The following is a 20666-nucleotide window of genomic DNA, read 5'->3' as shown; positions in this document are numbered from 1 at the left end:
GCTCAAGATTACTTCTCGAGGTTTTTTAAAAATGAAGCCATGAAAAATTTAATAAAATTTAAATTCATTTCAAGAATATTAGTTGTATTGGTGTTTGTTTTACAGTCTTGTAATCAAGTAGATGATTTTGAAGACGGGAATATGGAGCCAAGTCTACCTGTTAAAAATATTGAAATAGGTTTTGGATTAGAGTTGGAGTCCTTGAAGGATAACCTTAGGGCAGGATTGAAAAATGCTATTGTTCATAATTACGAAAAACAAGGCTATAAAGTGATTGTTGAAGGTGGAATTGTTGGAGGGAATCAGGTTTTTAAGCATGTTGATTTGAATCAGAAATTAGAAATAGAAATAACAGGCCCCATTCAAGTTACAGTATTGCATCTTGGGTATAAAGAAGATCAGCTTCAAAAATCTGCTTATTTTGGAACTGTTTCTCAGGAAATAAATCCTATCGAAGGACAAAACAATATTGTGACATTAGATCTAGTACAGGGGTATGTTTGGGTAACAACATCAAGTTTTATAGAAGGATTTATTGATTATGTGAAAATAAATAATCAAGATGTTGATTTTAATTCCGTCTATTATGTAGGAGCATCTGAAGAAAAAGTGCAGGTGGATTTAAAAGTTTTTGGGAGAGTTTTAAAAGGACAACATACTAACATTCTAGGTGAAGGAATGGTTTATGATCTTACTGTTTCAGATATCATTGGAAATAATCCTCAAAAGAAACAATCTTATTCTTTTGATGATTTGAATTTAGAGCAGCTTCACGTTAAATCATTTTAAGAATTTCTATAGTTTGGAAGAAAAGGAAAAACTTTAGGACAGTTAAATGTCAGTTTAGTGAGTTATTTGGTTGTTTTACCTTAATTCAAATTTAGCTGAAGCTCATTGCTCTTACCTTTAACGTATAATTCGTGAGAAATGAAAAATTTAGTTCTAACAATTTTTATCTGCTCTTTGACTCTGGTTTCATGTAATAAAGAAAATCCAGAAGTAAATATTGTAGAGAAAGGAGAATTTAAGGAAACAGAGTTGCAATTTGTTTTACCAAAAAAGAATCATTCGATTGATGAACATGATGAGTTGAATTTTCAAGACTATGTGACGGATGGCTATAAAATTCATATCAGTGGAGCTATTCATCCAAGTCATAAAAATTTTACTGAAATAGATTTAATGCAAACGTTAAGGGTAAAATCTAATGGAGCTATAGTTGTAACTGTTGTACATCCAGATTTTGAACCCAATGAGTTAACAACAAAATCGTATTATGGAATTGATGAAGTAGATTTACTTGTTAATCAAGAAGTATTGCATGAGGTTGAAATGGACTTTGTTCAAGGAAGAGTTGTTGTGTTGGCAGAGGAAAATTTGGACGATTCGATTGAGGAAGTAAATATATTAGGTAAGTCGGCAATTTTTGATGTAACCTATTACACGGCTTCAGAAATGATAGAAGTTGAAATTATTACTAAAGAAGGAAGTTTTAAAAACGAGCATGCAAATATGTTGGGGGAAGAAACACATTATGTTTTGAACTCCTTAGAAGAAGGTCTTTTAATTGAAGATTATTAAGAGAATAATATTTTAATTAAACTGATTCTAACCAAATAATAACCATAAAATAGATTTGAAGTTTTGAATTTATTTTGAAAAATTAAATATTATGAAAACAATAATTGACAAAGGACTAAGATTTTTAGTATATACCTTGCTATCAGTTGCTATTGTTTCCTGTAATGATACAAGTGACTTGGAAGAAGGAGTGCCACCTACGAGCAACGAACCTTATGAAATAACGCTTGGTTTTGGTTTGACGCTTCAGCCGGGTAAGGATATGGATATTATCCATAATTATGAGAAAACAGGGTATAAAGTAGATATAAAAAATAATCTTGTAAATGGTGATTTACGATTAGAAGATGTTGATTTGACTCAACCCATTATTCTTGAAGTAACAGGACCTGTTGAGGTTACGGTTAAGCATCCAGATTTTAAAAAGAAAAAATTAGGAGAAGTCGCTTACTATGGATTGGATAAAGTGGATGTAGAGACTGCTCCTGGTACTGGTGTAGTTCAAGTTCCTCTTGAATTGATTCAGGGGTATGTTGCGGTGGAAGCGAACGGAATTATGGAAAGTTTTATCGAAAAAGTAAAGATAGGGAAAGATGAAGTGGAGTTGAATACCATTTATTATACGGATGAAACAAAAAAAGATATTAAGGTAGAAGTTGAGGTGTTTGGAAATGAAATTAAAGGAGAACATCAAAACGTAATTGGAGAAGGGGTTGTCTATGAAGTAACATTTTTTGATGCTATTGGAGGCTCTCAATCACAAAAAAATATAAATTTTGAAGATGTTGTTTTCAATATGGAAAGAATAATAGAGTAAAAAATGTCAGTTCTACTTTAGAACAAAAAAAAGGTCACCTATTTAGATAGGTGACCTTTTTTTATTTTAAGAGAATAGCTCTTAGAACAATTCTGGGAATTCTGTCGGATTTACCTCATGCATAATGGCATAAGCTGCCTCAAAAATATCTTCTTTAGATGGTTTTGAGAAATAATCACCATCACTTCCGTATGCTGGTCTATGTGCTTTAGCGCTAAGTGTGGCTGGTTTACTATCTAAATAATTGTAAGCATTTTGTTCGTCTAAGACCTTTTGAAGGATATATGCAGAGGCACCTCCCGGTACATCCTCATCTACAATTAGCAAGCGGTTTGTTTTTTTAACACTTTTAGAAATATCATGATTGATGTCAAAAGGCATTAATGATTGTGCATCAATAATTTCAATATCAATTCCGGCTTGTAATAAATCTAATGCAGTCTCTTCGACTATTCTTAAGGTAGAGCCATAGGATACAATCGTAATGTCAGCTCCTTGCTTAATAGTTTCAACATAGCCTATAGGAGTTGTAAATTCACCTAGATTATTAGGTAAGTTTTCTTTTAGTCTGTAACCATTTAAATTTTCTATAACAATGGCAGGTTCATCACATTTAAGCAGTGTATTGTAAAGTCCAGCGGCTTTGGTCATATTTCTAGGTACGAGTAAATGAACACCTCTTAACGTTCCTAAAATCATAGACATTGGAGAACCAGAATGCCAGATTCCTTCTAATCTGTGTCCTCTAGTTCGGATGATTAAAGGTGCTTTTTGTTTACCAAAAGTTCTGTATCGTAAACAGGCTAAATCATCACTTAAAGTTTGAATGGTATAGATTAAATAATCTAAATACTGAATTTCTGCAATAGGTCTTAAACCTCTTAAGGCCATTCCTATACCTTGTCCAATAATGGTAGATTCTCTAATTCCAGTATCTGTTACTCTATCTTCGCCAAATTTATCTTGTAGGCTTTCTAACCCTTGGTTTACATCACCAATTTTACCAGAATCTTCTCCAAAAATAAATACATCTGGATGTTTCTGTAAGATGGCGTCAAAATTATCTCTAATAATAATTCTTGCATCTACTTCTGGAATTTCTTCAGCGTATTTTGCAGGAATTTCATCAATAGTACTAACACCGTTTCCGGTATCATTATAAAGTTTTGTGCTATATCTATCTTGAGTGATTTGTTTGTTTTTTACCAACCAAGCTTGTAGTGCTTCTTTTTCTTCTGAATTTTCTAGTCGAAGAAATTGAGCTGCTTTTCTGGCGGTGGAGTAGATGTCTTTTCTTGAAGGTTCTTTGGTGGCAGCGAGTTCATTCCTCATTTTGATGATGAAATTTTTGTTCGCACTCACTAACGAAACAGCGTCAAGAAGTTGTACTAGTTCTTTTTGTTCCTTGTTTAAAGGTTCAAGAAAAGCCTTCCAAGCATCTTTTTTACCTTGAAGGACTTCCTTTTTTGCTCGTTTTTCAATTGCTTCTAATTCCGAGTTGTTTTGAATGATTCGTAAAACTCCATTAGGTGTTTCTAATTCAAATTCTTGAATCCATTCTTTAAATTTTTTATTACAGTCAAAATCAGCTTCCCACTTCAGACGTTCTTTGCTTTTGTATCTTTCGTGTGATCCAGAAGAAGAGTGTCCCTGAGGTTGTGTTAATTCTTGAACATGAATTAAAACAGGTACATGCTCTTTTCTTGAAATCTCTGCCGCCTTGCTATAAGTGTCTATCAGCTGTACATAGTCCCAGCCATCAACACGCATAATTTCAAGACCCTTATTTTTCTTGTCTCTTTGAAAGCCCTGTAAGACTTCAGAAATATTTTCCTTTGTTGTTTGATATTTGGCATGCACAGAAATTCCATATTCGTCATCCCAAACACTTGTAACCATTGGAATCTGTAATACCCCTGAAGCGTTTATAGCTTCAAAAAAGTGACCTTCACTAGTACTTGCATTTCCGATGGTTCCCCAACCAATTTCATTTCCGTTATTAGAGAATTTTTCATAACCTGATTTCAAACTATCCACATTTCTGTATAACTTCGAAGCATATGCTAGTCCAACAAGTCTAGGCATTTGAGCAGCAGTACAAGACACATCAGAACTTGTGTTGTATTGTTTTGTTTGATCTTTCCAATCTCCATTTTCATCAACAATATGGGTAGCAAAATGACCTCCCATTTGCCTACCAGCAGAAAACGGCTCATGATCAATATCGGTATGAGCATACAAACCCGCAAAAAATTGGCGAGGACTAAACTCACCCAATGCCATCATAAAGGTTTGATCTCTATAATAACCAGATCTCCAATCTCCTTTTTTAAAGGCTTTGGCCATTGCTATTTGAGGCAATTCTTTACCGTCGCCAAAAATTCCAAATTTGGCTTTACCTGTAAGTACTTCTTTTCTACCTAATAAACTGCATTCTCTACTAAGAACTGCGATATAGTAGTCTTGTAGAATTTCAGCTTTAAATTGTTCAAAAGATAAATTTTGTGAGGTAGTTTCAGATGTGGTAGAGGTCATACAAATAGCTTTGTTTGGTATTGCAAAGATACTGTTTTTCTATGGAATTTAAAAAGTGGTTTAGCTTCTGTAAATGAGGTGTTAAGGAGTTTTAGTAGTTGTCATTCGATTGATAAATGGAAATCCACTTTACAAAAATCCTCTACGTACAGAGTTGAATATTTTTAAAGGTTCAAGTACAAAAGTAAAACGGATTTTACTAAAGTAATCATTGTTCATTTCCCAACCATTATTCGAGTATACCGGTAGGTATAATTCAAATATTTCGTGCATAAAATTAAAGCGTATACCAGATTCATAGCCCAAAAACAGAGGGGTGTTTCTGCTTTTTAGTAATCCGACATCATTGTATATTTCAAGCCATTCCCATACGTTGAAACTCGTATTAAAAGTGGAAATCCATTGGTTTGCAAATTTTTGGTGGTCTTCTTTAAAAAAGGATTTAAATCCTCCTTCCGCAATGATGTATTGTTGGTATAAAAATCCAGCATCTTCTTCTCTACCATACATGTTGTACTCGAACAAGTAGTCTTGAGGTTTACTTAGACCATAGCTAAAATAATTTGAGTCAGGGTCTGTACTGTTTCCAATAAAAACACCTGTATACCATCTAAAATCTAATTGTCTATTGCTATCTGTTAATTTTCGATAACGAATGTCAGCAGAAACTTTGTTAAAAAAAGTTGCAAATTCCATACTGGTAGTAAAACGAAAGTCATTTATTATCTCAGGTCTTGAATAGCTGTACGTAAGTTTTACTAAATTATATTTGTCTTCGTTTGATTTTTCAATTCCTGGTGCAATTTCTTTATCGATTATATGGTATTTTATTCTTAAAAAATTATTTCCTGGAACGCGAAGCGATTTTCTATTAAAAAAAATAGTTGCACTTGGGTTAAAAGTGCTGTATCGATAATCTCTATCATAATGAAAACTGCTACCATTTATGGCAAATGTGTATTTATAAATTGTTTTGTTTTCTGGATAATGATTATACGAAAAACCAAAACCACCGGAGGTGTTGTTACTTTTAAAACTATAGGTGGGTACAAGGCTATATTCAAAAGTTTTAGGAAGTATTGCTTTGTTATGAAACTGAACTCCTAAAATTAATCCATCATAGTAATTATAGCCGACTCGCGGCTTGTAAAAAATTTGAGTATAATACGGATCATCAATATCCTTAATTAATTTAAACTGTAAGGGTCTTTCAAAAAGTTTAGGGTTTACATTTTTCCAATTATCTCGTTGATTGAATTCTGGGTATAAATATTCGTAATTTAAAGACACTTTGTCAAAATCTCCTTTTTTGATACTTACGATTTTAGTTGAGTCCACATCAGGAATCCATTTTTTCCATTTGATTTGTTTGTCTTTTACTCCATATAAAGCAACAGGAGCTGTTATATTTCTTTTGTTTTTTATGGTTATATAAACGGAGTCATTGTCTTGTTTGACTTTTTTTATAGTGTAATTTATTTTTTTCTTAGAGTTTAGAAAATCACCAAAAAACCAGTCCAAATCTTTATCAGTGTTCTTTGTTAATATTTGTCTAAATAAATCCGTAGAGTTGGTTTTGAATTTATCTTTTTCAATGAATTCTTTCAAGCTAGTTTTAAAAACATCTTTTTCTAGATAGTTATCAAGGTAGCGTAGCCCTAAACCCGATTTATAGCTATTGATTGTTTTTCTGTTAAAATTGGAAAGCGAGTCAATACGGGTAGTTAATGATTGGTCTAAATTTCTTCGCGCACTAAATTGATACATAAATGGATATTTTGCGTTAAAATCCATTTTTGTTAAGTTTAATGTTCTGATACCCCATATCTCAGAAAGGTTCCCTAAAATCTTTGCTTCGGGATAGAATTCTTGACAATATTCCATTAACAAATAAATTTCAATTCCTTCGGGTAACCAATAATCTTCATTTTTATTGACGATAACCATTTCCTCGACCATTTTTCTGCTCAAAGCCTTGAAAAATTCGATATCCCATTTAAAAACATCAGAAAAGTCACTTAAAAATTTAGGAACATCCAAACCATAGGCTCTGTTTTTAAATGCAGATTCTCGATCAACCATTATTTTTTTGTGAGGAAATTTGCCGAGAAATCTTTCAATAAATTCAATTTCTCGGTTTATTACACTTTTTTTAATCGCAGTAGGTAGTTTTTTATCTTCAATATTAGAAATAACCTTTATATGATCGGTTTGGTAAACAGGATAGCTTTTTTCTTTTGTAATATTTAGCTGGATATCCACTCTGTTTTTACCTTTAAGATTGTATATAGCAAGGTTTTTAGAATAGGTTTTAGTACTGTATAAATCTGTATTAACATGATAGGAGATTGGTACATGAATTTTTAAATCATAATCCATGGCTTCCATATACATATGGTCTACATCTTTATTGTTGTAAGCTTTCCAATTGCCGTTTTCATTTACTGCAGGTACCAAATACCAATACCTTAAAATATAATCGTTTAGATAGTCTTTTCCGTAACCCGTAAACTTATTGCTCGGTATTTTAACCTTGTAATTAGCAGTTAGTATTAAAGAGTCGTTCGGTTGTAATGTTTTGTTTAGAAGAACCTCAACAAGTTCCCTAGAGCCCTTATAGTCTTGAAATTTGGTGGGTTTGAAATTAATAGAAAGTCTTCTTATTTCTGAGTTACCTCGTTCAATGGAGTCTGCAAAATATAACGACTTTTTAAAGCTTTCTAACATTCGTTTTGTTAGAACTGTGTTTCTGTCAATGAAACTATTTGGCCAGTTATGTAAAACTAAATTATGTAAAGGCTTACCACTTTTATTGACATAGGTTATTTTCTGTTGGATAGCCAGTTGATCTACATCAGGAAGCAGTAAAGCTTTGATTTCGATTTTGGAATTTTGGGCATATCCAACAGAAATTACAACTGATAAAAAAATAAAGAATGATACTATTTTCCGCACAGTTTTTTTAAAAATTAAAAGTTTGGTTTCAAACTATATTTAGAATAGAATTTATTAAGGTGATCTATAGCCTCATCTGCAGTATCAACAATCCTAAATAAATTTAAGTCTTCCTTGCTTATTGTTGCGTTTTCTTCAAGAAGTACCTTTTTTATCCAATCTATAATACCGCTCCAAAAACTAGAATCGACAAGTATAATAGGAAAGCGACCTATTTTTTTAGTTTGAATCAGTGTAATGGCTTCAAATAATTCATCTAAAGTCCCCATTCCACCAGGCATTACAATAAAACCTTGAGAATATTTTACGAACATTACCTTTCTAACAAAGAAATAATCAAAATCCAAGCTCATTCCTTTGCTTATAAATGGATTGTCATTTTGTTCAAATGGAAGCTCAATGTTCAGACCTACAGAAGTTCCGTTACCTCTATGAGCTCCTTTGTTTCCAGCCTCCATAATTCCGGGTCCGCCTCCAGTAATAACTCCATAGCCGTTTTGTGTTAATTTATATCCAATTTCCTCTGCAAGGATGTAATGTTTGTGTTCTGGCTTAGTCCTTGCTGATCCAAAGATACTTACAGATGGTCCTATACGGCTCAAACGCTCATATCCATCAACAAATTCAGCCATTACTTTAAAAATTGCCCAGGAATCATTTGTTTTAATTTCATTCCATGTTTTGGGCGTGAATCGATCTCTTATCTTTCTATCTTCGTTTGGGCTCATATTTGTTTATTTTTGATACTGAATCATCTGATAAAAATATTGAAATACTTAGATGATTAGTGATTTGTAAGCCTAATGATACAGCTTTTAAACTAAGATTGCAAGAGTTCTTTCTTTAAAAATTTTGCTGTATAGCTTTTTTTATTTTTTATAATTTCTTCAGGTGTTCCTTTGCATAAAATGGTTCCTCCATTTCGTCCTCCTTCTAAACCAACGTCAATAATATGATCAGCTAATTTGATAACGTCCATATTGTGTTCTATAATTAGAACAGTATTTCCTTTATCAGTTAATTTATTGAGTACATTCATAAGAACATTGATGTCTTCAAAATGCAATCCAGTAGTAGGTTCGTCTAAGATATAAAAGGTATTACCAGTATCCTTTTTTGATAGCTCTGATGCTAATTTTATACGTTGCGCTTCTCCACCAGATAAGGTGGTAGATTGTTGACCTAGAGTTATGTATCCAAGTCCAACATCTTGTATGGTTTTGATCTTTTTGTAGATTTTTGGGATAGAGTCGAAAAACGGAACAGCTTCGTTTATAGTCATATTCAATACATCAGAAATAGATTTACCTTTGTACCTGATTTCTAAAGTTTCTCTGTTGAATCTTTTCCCTTGACATGTCTCACATTCTACAAATACATCCGGTAAAAAGTTCATTTCAATAACCTTTAACCCGCCTCCTTGACAGGTTTCACATCTTCCGCCTTTCACGTTAAATGAAAATCTTCCTGCTTTATAACCACGAATCATGGATTCGGGAGTTTTAGCAAACAGACTACGTATTTCACTAAATACCCCAGTATAAGTTGCTGGATTTGATCTAGGGGTTCTACCTATTGGGGATTGATCTATATCAATTATTTTATCAACATGTTCTAAGCCTTTGATAGATTTATAAGGCATTGGTTCTTTAACTCCTCTATAAATGTGTTTATTTAAAATTGGGTATAAAGTACCATTTATAAGCGTTGATTTTCCGCTTCCCGATACACCGGTTACACAAATCATTTTGCCCAAAGGAAAAGTGACTGAAACGTTTTTTAAGTTGTTTCCTGAGGCTCCTTTTAGAACAAGTTCATTTCCATTTCCTTTTCTTCTTTCCGTCGGAACTTTAATTTGTTTTCTTTTTGTAAGGTAATCTGCGGTTAAGGTGCTTTCTTGAATCATTTCATTATAAGTTCCTTTACTCACAATTTCACCGCCATGTCTACCTGCACCCGGACCAATGTCCAATACATAATCGGCACATTCCATCATGTCTTGATCGTGTTCTACCACAAGGACCGAATTACCGATATCTCTCAGTTTTATGAGAGAGTTGATTAGTCTTTCGTTGTCTCTTTGATGAAGCCCGATGCTAGGCTCATCTAAAATATAAAGTACTCCAACTAATTGAGAACCAATCTGTGTTGCAAGTCTGATTCTTTGGGCTTCTCCACCAGATAACGATTTAGAGGTTCTGTCAATGGTTAAATATTCTAATCCTACATCGAGTAGAAATTGAATACGTGTACGTATTTCTTTAATTATCTCAACTCCAATAATTTTTTGATCTGAACTTAGTTTAGCTTCGAGATTCGCAAACCATTCTGCTAATTCACCAACATCCATTTGTGCAAGTTCTGAAATGTTTTTTTCTGCAACTTTAAAGTGCAAAGACTCCTTGTTTAATCTATTACCGTTACAAGTAGAACATTTGCTTTCGTCCATAAAACCTTTGGCCCATCTTTTAATGGTGTTCGAATCACTATTGTGATATTGGTCCGTGATAAACGCATTGATTCCTTCAAAATCAATCTCATATTTCCTGGTAACGCCAAGGGATTTAGAGTTGATTTCGAACTTTTCCTTTCCACCATTAAGTATAATCTCTAAAGCTTCTTTTGGGATTTTATTGATGGGATCGGTTAATTTGAATTTAAAACGATCCGCTATTAGTTGCAATTGTTTAAAAATCCAACTATTTTTTTGTTCGCCCAGGGGAGCAAATCCTCCAGCAGCTATAGAAATACTAGTATCTGGAACTAATTTTTCAAAGGTAGTATGCTTTACCACTCCTAAACCATTACAAGAATCACAAGCTCCTTTAGGGGAGTTGAATGAAAATGAGTTTGGTTCGGGATTCGGATAAGCGATTCCCGTAGATGGACACATCAAGTTTTTACTAAAGTATCTTGGTGTTTCGCCTTGATGTTCTATTACCATTAAAATATTCTCACCAGAATATAAGGCAGTTTTAATGCTTTCTTCCAAGCGTTTTGTGTTCGCTTCATTTACAACCAAACGGTCAATTACAATTTCAATATCATGCGTTTTATAACGATCCAAACGCATTCCTTTTTCAATATCACGAATCTCACCATCTACTCTGACTTTTACAAAGCCTTGTTTAGAGATTTGTTCAAATAAGTCTCTATAATGTCCTTTTCTAGATTTAACAACAGGAGCGAGAATAATTGTTTTTTGGGAATCGTATTCTTTTAAAATTAGATCAATAATTTGTTCATTAGTGTAACTAACCATTTTTTCTTGCGTTTCATAGGAGTATGCATCTGCAGCTCGTGCAAATAGTAAACGTAAAAAATCATAAATTTCAGTAATGGTACCTACAGTTGATCTTGGATTTTTATTTGTTGTTTTTTGTTCAATGGAAATAACAGGCGATAGACCATCTATTTTGTCAACATCAGGCCGTTCTAAACCGCCAAGAAATTGTCTGGCATAAGCAGAAAAAGTTTCAACATATCTTCTTTGTCCTTCTGCATATATGGTGTCAAAGGCAAGGGAAGACTTTCCACTTCCACTCAAACCTGTAATCACCACCAATTTTTCTCGCGGTATTTTTACATCAATATTTTTAAGATTATGGGTTCTTGCTCCTAAAACTTCTATGTGTTCTTGTATATCTTCCATGTAGAATTAAAAGAAACAAAGATACTTAAAAAGAGTATATATTATTTGAACTTCTTTGAATCTTCCTAGACTAAAAATCCCACTTTTATTAAACGGAAAAAGCAGATTAATTTTAGTACATTTGTCACAGTTATTTACCCATAATGGTTCAGAATATTTTACAGAAATTAGGCTACGGAGTTTTTACCTTGTTTGGGGTAGCAACAGTGGTTTTCTTACTATTTAATGTATTGCCGGGTGATCCTGCCAGAATGATGTTAGATCAAAGACAAGATAGCGATCAATTAGAGGCAGTAAAAAAGAAATATGGCTTTGATAAACCTTTAGTTACCCAATATTTTTATTACCTAAATGATATTTCTGTTTTGTCTTTGCATAGTAAAAATCCAGATGATTTTTCTTACATGAAAAAGGGTAAATATGATATTTTATTAAAAATGCCCGTTGCAAAATTTCAAATAGCAGTAAAGGTTCCATATCTTAGAAAGTCCTTTCAGAAAAACGGGAAACCAGTTAGTGAGATAATTTCAGAAACACTTCCTAATACGGCCGTTTTGGCAATAGCATCTATTGGATTAGCTCTTTTTATTGGAGTCTTCTTTGGTGTGTTTTCTGCCTTATGGAAAGATACCTTTTTTGATAAATTTATTGCAGTTATTAGTACTTTTGGAATGAGTTTGCCTTCGTTTTTATCAGCAATTATTTTTGCCTGGTTATTTGGTTTTGTGTTAAAAAAATATACACATGTAAACATGACGGGGAGTTTGTTTGAGGTTGATGATTTTGGTGAAGGAAGTGTACTTCAGTTGAAAAATTTAATATTACCAGCAATAGTGCTTGGGATTCGTCCGTTAGCGGTTGTAATCCAATTGATGCGAAATTCCTTGTTAGAGGTTTTAAATCAGGATTATATTAGAACAGCAAAAGCGAAAGGCTTATCTCAGTATCAGATCGTGAAAAATCACGCCTTCAAAAACGCCATGAACCCGGTTGTTACGGCCATTTCAGGTTGGTTTGCTTCTATGTTAGCAGGAGCTGTTTTCGTTGAGTATATATTTAATTGGAATGGTTTAGGTAAAGAAATCGTAGAGGCCTTAAATACTCTAGATCAGCCGGTGATTATGGGTGCCGTGTTAGTCATTGCAAGTATGTTTATTTTGATAAATATATTTGTAGACTTGGTTTATAGTTGGTTAGATCCAAAAATTCGACTTGGATAGAGTATCCTATTCTCGAAAACGATTAAGTATTAGAAATATGGAATCTTTTTTATCTTAGGATTTAACAGTAAGTTTGTAGCTGGAACAGGGGATCTAAAAACATGATCCTTATTCATAGAAAATGAAATATTTGAAAAACATAGCATTCGTACTTTTGCTTTTTGTGCTGTCTTGTGGTAAGGCACAAGATAAAACGGAATTTCCTATTGTAGCTTTACAAGAGGAGATGTTGGATTTAAAAGGTAAGAAACTTATTTTTTCTGATATAATATCTAAATACAAAGGGAAACGGGTTCTTATCGATGTTTGGGCTTCATGGTGTGGAGATTGTATTGGTGGTTTGCCGAAAGTAAAAGAATTACAGAATGAAAATGAAGAAGTAGTATTTTTGTTTTTGTCTGTTGATAAGAATTTTAAATCCTGGAAAAGAGGGATTGAAAAGTACAACGTTTTAGGAGAACACTATTTTATTCCGGCAGGATGGGATAGTAGTTTTAATAATGCTATCGATTTAGATTGGATTCCAAGATATATAGTATTAGATGAATTAGGAAGAATAAAATTGTACAAGGCGATAAAAGCATCTGACAAAGGATTAGAAAAAGCCATAAAAAGTTAAAATCAAAAATTAAACGATTAAATTAAGTAAAATGAGAAGTAAAATAGTAGCAGGAAACTGGAAAATGAACAATGATTTAGCGGCATCAAATGCATTGGCTAATGGATTGGTAGAAGGGTTAAAAGGAAAAACATTAAACAACACAAGAGTTGTTGTTGCTCCAACATTTGTAAACTTAACTGCTGTAAAGCAAGCTACTGAAGGTTCAGTTGTTGAGGTTGCTGCTCAAAATATGCATCAAGCAAAAAGTGGTGCTTTTACTGGAGAGATTTCAGGAGAGATGCTAACTTCTATTGGTTTAGAATCAGTTATTTTAGGTCATTCTGAAAGAAGAGAATATTTTGGAGAATCTGACGCTTTATTAGCAGAGAAAGTAACTGCAGCATTGGCAAATAATTTAGAAGTTATTTTTTGTTTTGGTGAGGTTTTAGAAGATCGTAAATCTGGGAATCATTTTGCTGTTGTGGAATCTCAAATTTCAAATGCTTTGTTTGGTTTAGAGGCTTCTGCATGGAAAAATATTGTTTTGGCTTACGAACCAGTATGGGCGATTGGAACAGGTGAAACTGCAACTGCTGATCAGGCGCAGGAAATGCATGCTTTTATCAGAAAAATTGTAGCTGATAAGTATGATGCTTCTTTAGCGGAAGAAGTTTCTATTCTTTATGGTGGTTCTTGTAAACCAGGTAATGCTAAAGAAATTTTCTCTAAAGAAGATGTTGATGGAGGGTTGATTGGTGGAGCTGCTTTACAAGCTGCTGACTTCATTGCTATTATTGAGGCTATCCAATAAGGAATCATAATAAATTAAAAAAAGGCTGAATATGTTCGAAGGAACATATTCAGCCTTTTTTTTGTTAATATATGTTAATTTGTTCTTCGTTTTAAAAAACGTATCTTTAGAGGTAACCCTACCCAGATTTTTTTAAGATATGTTAAGAGATTTAAAACCACACTTAGCACTTGTTTTTACGATGCTATTCTGCCTAAATAGTTTTGCATTGGAAATTCCTAAAAAGGAAGATCCTCCGCAAAGAACTTTTATTGATTATTTTTTAGAGCAAGATAGAGATTCATATTATGTAGAATTGTATTCAAAACCACAGCTTAAGAATGGAATATTCACTTTTGTGGCTGATGTGGATACTGACGGGGATACTGTAATTGACGGAGCAGATTTAGATGATGATAATGATGGGATTTTGGATGAAATTGAAAATTCCTGTGCGTTGATATCGGGTTATGATGGATATTATACTTTTGAAAATACGGTGGATGATTTTTCAGGAGAAGAACATGATCAACAGAATGCTAGTGTTCCTGTTTATTCTACAAATAGTGTTACAGGGTCTCATTCCATTGATTTTAGTACAGATTATGTAGTGCAATACAGTGATGGAAGTTTTTTAATTGATGCAATTACTAATTTTTCTTATTCCATGTGGATAAACCCTGCTTCTATTTCAGTCGCAGAGCAAGTTGTTTTTGAGGAAGGAGGAAGGGTAAATGGTGTTGGGTTACGATTGATAAATAATACCTTGGAGTGTTTGGTAAGAGAGGATTGGAATTCTAGTTCGCCTTCTACTTTTTCGCTACCTAGTGCAAATGTTTGGTATCATATTGTTGTAACGTATAATAATGGAGATCTGACCTTATATTTAGATGGTGTGCCAAGCACGACTGTTAATTCTGGATATGGACAAATCAATAGGCATACAGGTTCGTCTGGTTTAGGTGGTGTAAGAGGGAATTCAGTTTATAACCAAGGATCAGGATTTTTCTTTAATGGTTTGATTGATGATTTTGTTCATTATCCTTTTGCGCTTACAACGTCTCAAGTAGTTCAGCTAAAAAATAACCCTTCTTGTGTACCTGAAGATACAGATAATGATGGAATAGATGATTATTTAGATATAGATTCTGATGATGATGGGATTCCTGATAATATTGAAGCGCAATCAACAATTGGTTATATTTCTCCAGGATTAACTTTTACAAATGGTTTGAATGATAGTTATCCGTCTGGTTTATCTCCTGTAAATACGGATGGTTTTGATACTCCAGATTATTTGGATCAGGATAGTGATAATGATGGTGTGTTGGATATCGATGAAAATGATAATGCAAATTTTGTGGGGGCGGTTGATACTGATTCAGACGGATTAGATGATAGTTTTGAAGGGGCAGACATTAACGATGGGTTTGATGTGAATGATGAGTTTAATGATCCTATTAATGATTTTACCGATGTTGATGGAGATAGGAATTCAGGAGGTGATGTTGATTATAGAGATGCAACGTTTACAGATGTTTTTAGTTTTAATAGTGGGGCTACTCCAGAAGAAATGGCAAGTCAGATAACAGGTCCTGGAGTAACTATAACCAACCCGACACTTCTCGTGGGTCAAAGTGCTCAAATAGGTACATTTTCAAATGCGATTCAGGCAAAGGGAACAGAAATTGATGATGGAGTAATTTTGACTACTGGATCTGTAACGGAATCCTTTTCTTCTAATGATGCAACGAATAAAACCATTACCTATGGTGAAATAACATCAGGGACGGATACGCAATTGGATGATTTAGCAAATGAGGAGCCCACTCATGATGCTGTAGTGTATAGTTTTGATGTGGTCTTAGATGAAACAGCAACTGCCATAATCATAGATTATCAGTTTGCTTCAGAGGAGTATGGAGATTATGTTTGTGGAACTTTCAACGATGCTTTTGGGTATTATGTGTCTGGTAATGGTCTGCCTGCGAATACTAATGTAGCCTTGGTTCCTGGTACATCCAATATTGTTTCATTAAATACCATTAATAACGGTACAGCGAATGGAGTTGCTACGCCGTGCGATCTAACTCAAAGTGCTTACTATATTGAAAACTCCGGAAATGTTATTGACATGGAGTATGATGGTTTTACCAAGAAAATTAGGGCTTATGCAACCGGTTTAACACCTGGGCAAACTTATACGGTCAAATTTATAATTACTGATATTTCAGATGGTGGATATGATTCTGCGATTTTAATTAATTTAATTACTGGATTTTTGGATACAGATGGAGATGGAGTAGATGATGTAACGGATGTTGATGATGATAATGATGGGATTTTTGATGTTGAGGAGGATGCCAATCTTGATAATGATAATAATGCATTGACCAATCCAACCGATACGGATGCTGATGGAATACCGAATTATTTAGATTTAGATTCTGATGGAGATGGTATTGCTGATAATATTGAAGCTCAATCCACTATTGGATATGTGAGTCCAAATGGAATTTATAATAGCTCAGGTGCGGATACAGCTTTTGCAAGCGGTTTGTCTCCAATAGACACTGATAATGATGGAGATGATGATTATCTTGATACGAATTCTGATAATGAAGGGGCTGATGATACTGCAGAGGTAGGTTATACAATTGGTGATTTTAATGGTAATGTTGGTACAAATGGTTTTGACAATAGTACTAGTATTAGTACTGATGATACGTTTTTAAATGTAAACGGGGTGATAAATGACCCTACTTTACTGATTGATAGTGATGGTGATTTAAACAATGTGGGGGGGGATGTTGATTATCGAGATTCTTTTGTTTCTGGAGATACGGATGGTGATGGTGTTTTTGATCCTTCTGATGTTGATGATGACAATGATGGTATCTTGGATGTTGTTGAAGATGGGGTGTTAGATCTTGATACGGATAATGATGGTTTAAATAATTCAGTAGACTTAGACTCTGATGGGGATGGGATACCAGATAATATTGAGGCGCAAAGTACTTTAGGTTATATAGCTCCAAGTGTCGTTTTTTCTGATGGAGATGGAGATGGGTTAGATGATGTTTATGAAACAACTTCAGATTCAAACGGTGAAGGTCTGACTCCAAAAAACTCAGATTTGGATAGTGATAACGATTATTTAGATACAGATGCTGATGGTGACGGTCAAGGAGATACGATGGAAGCTGGGTTGACTTTAAGTGGTGCTATTGGGATCAATGGTTTAGATAGTAATATTTATACATCAAATGATTTTATCGATGTAAATGGAAATATAAATGACCCAACATTGTTGCCAGATTCTGATTCTGATGTGCTTACTGGTGATGTTGATTATAGGGATGCTGAGACAACTGTCAGTGCAGGGGGTGGAAATTTATTGTGGCTGCGTGCAGATGTAGGAGCCAATACAAGTACTTGGAACGATCAATCTGCAAATGCCCATAATGCCTCTGGAAACGGAATGGGGTTAACTTTGAATTCTAATGCTGTTAATTTTAATCCAGCATTTGAATTTGATGGAACAGCGGGGTATTTTGAGATCGCCGGTGGAATTTTAGAATCAAGTACATCGTATCCTAATTTATCAGCATATGTAGTTACTTTGACAGATGTTGTTAAAGATTCGTATGTATTTGTTGAAAATACAAATGAAAACGATGATTTTTTAATTACTCTACCTTGGAGTGATAATGAAATTTATTATGGTATAGAACATGGAGGTTCAGATATTACACATACTTGGTTGACAAATACAGCAAGTTTTGATATTCATAATTTTTATGGAAGTGACAATACGGTTAATACAGCTATTCCTTTTCAACAAGCACTTTATTTGAACGGTTCGGTTGTAGATACAGGCACTTCCTTTGAGTCCTCAATAACGGGGTCTGATTCTAACAGTTTCACGATAGGGCAAGGGCAAACTCAGGGAACAGGTACCAATTATTATCATGATGGTCAAATCGCAGAGATTCTAATTTACTCTGGTAATCAATCTTCTGTTGAGCAGCAGAGCATTCAATCGTATTTGGCACTGAAATATGGAATTACTTTAAATCCAAGTGTTGCTGTTCAAGACGATGCTAGCATTACGGAGGGAGATTATGTGTTGTCTAATGGAACTACCATAGTATGGAATTATGGAGATAATAGTTCATACCATAATGATGTTGCGGGAATTGGACTTGATGCTACAAGAAACTTTGAGCAGAAACAGTCTAAATCTCAATCAGGTAATTTTGTAACTATAGGATTAGGGAATATTGAAGTTAATAATGCAAGTAATTCAAATTCATTCGCTACAGATAAAGATTTTCTTGTGTGGGGTAATGATGGGGCAACGAGTTTTAACAGTAACTCAATATTGTGTAGTAATACGAATATCCTAAATAGAGTATGGAAAATAGTGGAAAATGGAAATGTTGGTTCTGTTGAGATAGCAATTCCAGAAGCGACTATTTTAGCTAATCTAAATAATTCTACAGCACCCATTGCGATGAAAGTGGCAAGTGATGAGCTTTTCACAACGGATGTGGAATATGTTTCCATGAATTCATCTTCTTTAACTATTGAAGGTGTTTCTCAGTTGGTAGGAAGTTTTGATTTTGATGGAGAGAGATATTTTACATTTACAGAAATCACAGGAATTACATGGAATGGAGCCTCTTGGTCGGGTGGATCTGGAATCGATGGTGCTCCGAATACATCTGATACTACAGACTTGGTTACGGTAGATGCAGGAAGCGGTTCTCAAATTACAGCAACAGAGGATATTTCTATAGGGTGTTTATGGGTAACAGAAGGTTCTGTTTTTACGATTGCAGACGGCGTTACTTTAACTGTAGCTAACGAAATTCAATTAGATGGAGAGCTTAGGTTGGTAGGGGATGCGCAATTAGTTCAGACGCATACAGGCCAATCTATGGTTTCTGGTAATGGAAAGCTATATATTGATCAATCTAGTAGTTTAACAAGTACTTATCAGTATAATTATATTACTTCCCCTGTACTTTCTGTGGGAGAGTCGTTTTTTACAGTAAAAGATGTCATGAAAAATGGGACTACGGGTACGACAGATGAGTCAACTCCAAAGGAAATTATTTTTACCAATGGATATGACGGTAGTTATACGATGGATGATATAACCCTTTCTAGTTATTGGATTTTTAGTTATTTAAATGGTTTGACAGGCGAATCGTGGATACAGCAAAGAGAAACTGGGGCATTTGAACCTGCAGATGCCTTTATATTGAAAGGGCCGGGGAAAGCTCAGATTTATACTTTTGTTGGAACTCCAAATGATGGAGATATTTCCATTGACATAACAGCTAGTCATTATTCATTGCTTGGGAATCCGTATCCAAGTGCTTTGGATGCAGACGCCTTTTTGAATGATAATCCATCTATAAGTGCATTGTATTTTTGGGAGCAAACTGGTGATAGCGATAGTCATTCTCAAGGTGGTTATGAAGGTGGTTATGCGAGTAGGATTTATCAATCAGGATCCGCTGCCACTAAAGTAGTTGAGGGAACGGCTGGTTTGACTGATGGACATGTTTATAGATCTCCAGGAAGGTATATTCCGGTAGGACAAGGATTTTATGTTTTAGCAAGTACAGCAGGTGGGACTATAACTTTTAAAAATAGTCACAGAGTTAGTCAGCCAATTGATGATGTTGGCGGAACCTCTGTTTTCTTTAAAGGAAATCAAACAAAAAAATCTAAAATTTCTGAAGAACCAGCTACTCTAAAGTTAGGATTTGAATATACCGATGAAGAAGGCGTTGGGTTGCATAGACAAATTACGGCAGCCTTTCGAGAAGGAAATTCGTTTGCTCATGACAATGGATATGATGGATATATGTTTGATTTGGGAGAAACGGATATGTATTTCAAATTTGAAGAAAGTAGGACGAATTATGTGATCGCTGGATTAGAACCCATATCAGAGGAACTAGAAGTTCCTGTCACCATAAAGACGGCAGCTGCGGGAGATGTTTATGTGATGTTAGATGAACAGCAAAATATTACACGACCAATTTTGCTTAAAGACAAGGAAACAAATACGTACTATGATATCAAAGATTCAGTGGTCAAATTAACATTAGATTCTGGGGTGTATAAAGATCGATTTGTAATTGTTTTTAGTGCTGAAAATGCTTTGAATATTAAACCTGTAGGCTTGGAGGAAAACCTTAATGTGACTTATGATCGAAGTACGAAAGAACTGAAAATATCAAATGAAGATAATATAGCAATAAAAGAAATTAGTGTTTATAACTCATTGGGACAATTGATAAAAGCGTATTCGGATAATGATAAGGTTATGAGTTTGTATTTGTATGATGGAGTTTATGTTGTTAAAATAAATACTGAAATAGGCATATTTAGTAAATTGATATCAGTCCATTAAAAATTGAAGTTAAGAGGAGTTTCTGTCTTTTTTTCTGAATCAGTAAAACAAATTAAGGTAACTTTGTATTTCAAAATAGAAA

11 protein-coding genes are annotated in these 20666 nt (G+C 34.1%); 7 read left to right on the top strand and 4 right to left on the bottom strand.

The annotated features are described in order from the left end of the window. Nucleotides 1-39 precede the first annotated feature (39 nt). From AC2DGP_RS05775 to AC2DGP_RS05765, 3 genes are all read left to right on the top strand, one after another. On the top strand, nt 40-789 hold the full coding sequence (locus AC2DGP_RS05775) for a hypothetical protein (RefSeq protein WP_484492068.1): 750 nt from the start codon (nt 40-42) through the stop codon (nt 787-789). Nucleotides 790-927: 138 nt separating this feature from the next. Next, on the top strand, nt 928-1581 hold the full coding sequence (locus AC2DGP_RS05770) for a hypothetical protein (protein WP_484492067.1): 654 nt from the start codon (nt 928-930) through the stop codon (nt 1579-1581). 91 nt (nt 1582-1672) lie between these two features. Further along, entirely contained in the window at nt 1673-2398 is a 726-nt protein-coding gene (locus AC2DGP_RS05765) for a hypothetical protein (RefSeq protein ID WP_484492066.1), read from the top strand. Between the two features lie 81 nt (nt 2399-2479). Here AC2DGP_RS05765 and AC2DGP_RS05760 read toward each other — a convergent pair whose 3' ends face one another. From AC2DGP_RS05760 to uvrA, 4 genes are all read right to left on the bottom strand, one after another. After that, complete coding sequence (locus AC2DGP_RS05760; RefSeq protein WP_484492065.1) at nt 2480-4933, bottom strand: alpha-ketoacid dehydrogenase subunit alpha/beta; 2454 nt, start codon at nt 4931-4933, stop codon at nt 2480-2482. Nucleotides 4934-5062: 129 nt separating this feature from the next. Then, a complete protein-coding gene (locus tag AC2DGP_RS05755) occupies nt 5063-7888 on the bottom strand; it encodes a gluzincin family metallopeptidase (RefSeq protein WP_484492064.1) in 2826 nt (941 codons plus the stop codon). A 14-nt stretch (nt 7889-7902) separates the two neighbouring features. Then, nucleotides 7903-8616: an LOG family protein gene (locus tag AC2DGP_RS05750; RefSeq protein ID WP_484492063.1), complete on the bottom strand. Its 714-nt coding sequence runs from the start codon at nt 8614-8616 to the stop codon at nt 7903-7905. Between the two features lie 92 nt (nt 8617-8708). After that, nucleotides 8709-11540, bottom strand: a complete 2832-nt coding sequence (gene uvrA, locus AC2DGP_RS05745) for an excinuclease ABC subunit UvrA (RefSeq protein ID WP_484492062.1) — start codon at nt 11538-11540, stop codon at nt 8709-8711. Between the two features lie 143 nt (nt 11541-11683). On the opposite strand from uvrA, the gene AC2DGP_RS05740 reads away from it, so the two are divergent. The 4 genes from AC2DGP_RS05740 to AC2DGP_RS05725 all read left to right on the top strand — a co-directional run bounded on the left by AC2DGP_RS05740 (nt 11684) and on the right by AC2DGP_RS05725 (nt 20584). Then, complete coding sequence (locus AC2DGP_RS05740) at nt 11684-12760, top strand: ABC transporter permease (protein WP_484492061.1); 1077 nt, start codon at nt 11684-11686, stop codon at nt 12758-12760. 121 nt (nt 12761-12881) lie between these two features. After that, the gene (locus AC2DGP_RS05735; RefSeq protein ID WP_484492060.1) at nt 12882-13379 is read left to right on the top strand and encodes a TlpA family protein disulfide reductase; all 498 of its coding nucleotides are present in this window, start codon (nt 12882-12884) and stop codon (nt 13377-13379) included. Between the two features lie 31 nt (nt 13380-13410). Then, entirely contained in the window at nt 13411-14172 is a 762-nt protein-coding gene (tpiA, locus tag AC2DGP_RS05730) for a triose-phosphate isomerase (protein ID WP_484492059.1), read from the top strand. A 139-nt stretch (nt 14173-14311) separates the two neighbouring features. After that, nucleotides 14312-20584 (top strand): choice-of-anchor L domain-containing protein, encoded by a 6273-nt coding sequence (locus AC2DGP_RS05725; RefSeq protein WP_484492058.1) that lies wholly within the window; start codon nt 14312-14314, stop codon nt 20582-20584. Nucleotides 20585-20666: the final 82 nt, after the last annotated feature.

It is taken from the genome of Flavicella sp. IMCC45537 (genome assembly GCF_057197705.1).
Note: the sequence above shows the minus strand (reverse complement) of the source record. Positions and strands in the feature narration are given on the sequence as shown.

Excerpts from the sequence above, each read along its gene's own strand:
- AC2DGP_RS05775 (WP_484492068.1), top strand. The coding sequence starts at position 40 with ATGAAAAATTTAATAAAATTTAAATTCATTTCAAGAATATTAGTTGTA.
- AC2DGP_RS05770 (WP_484492067.1), top strand. The coding sequence starts at position 928 with ATGAAAAATTTAGTTCTAACAATTTTTATCTGCTCTTTGACTCTGGTT.
- AC2DGP_RS05765 (WP_484492066.1), top strand. The coding sequence starts at position 1,673 with ATGAAAACAATAATTGACAAAGGACTAAGATTTTTAGTATATACCTTG.
- AC2DGP_RS05760 (WP_484492065.1), bottom strand. The coding sequence starts at position 4,933 with ATGACCTCTACCACATCTGAAACTACCTCACAAAATTTATCTTTTGAA.
- AC2DGP_RS05750 (WP_484492063.1), bottom strand. The coding sequence starts at position 8,616 with ATGAGCCCAAACGAAGATAGAAAGATAAGAGATCGATTCACGCCCAAA.
- uvrA (WP_484492062.1), bottom strand. The coding sequence starts at position 11,540 with ATGGAAGATATACAAGAACACATAGAAGTTTTAGGAGCAAGAACCCAT.
- AC2DGP_RS05740 (WP_484492061.1), top strand. The coding sequence starts at position 11,684 with ATGGTTCAGAATATTTTACAGAAATTAGGCTACGGAGTTTTTACCTTG.
- AC2DGP_RS05735 (WP_484492060.1), top strand. The coding sequence starts at position 12,882 with ATGAAATATTTGAAAAACATAGCATTCGTACTTTTGCTTTTTGTGCTG.
- tpiA (WP_484492059.1), top strand. The coding sequence starts at position 13,411 with ATGAGAAGTAAAATAGTAGCAGGAAACTGGAAAATGAACAATGATTTA.
- AC2DGP_RS05725 (WP_484492058.1), top strand. The coding sequence starts at position 14,312 with ATGTTAAGAGATTTAAAACCACACTTAGCACTTGTTTTTACGATGCTA.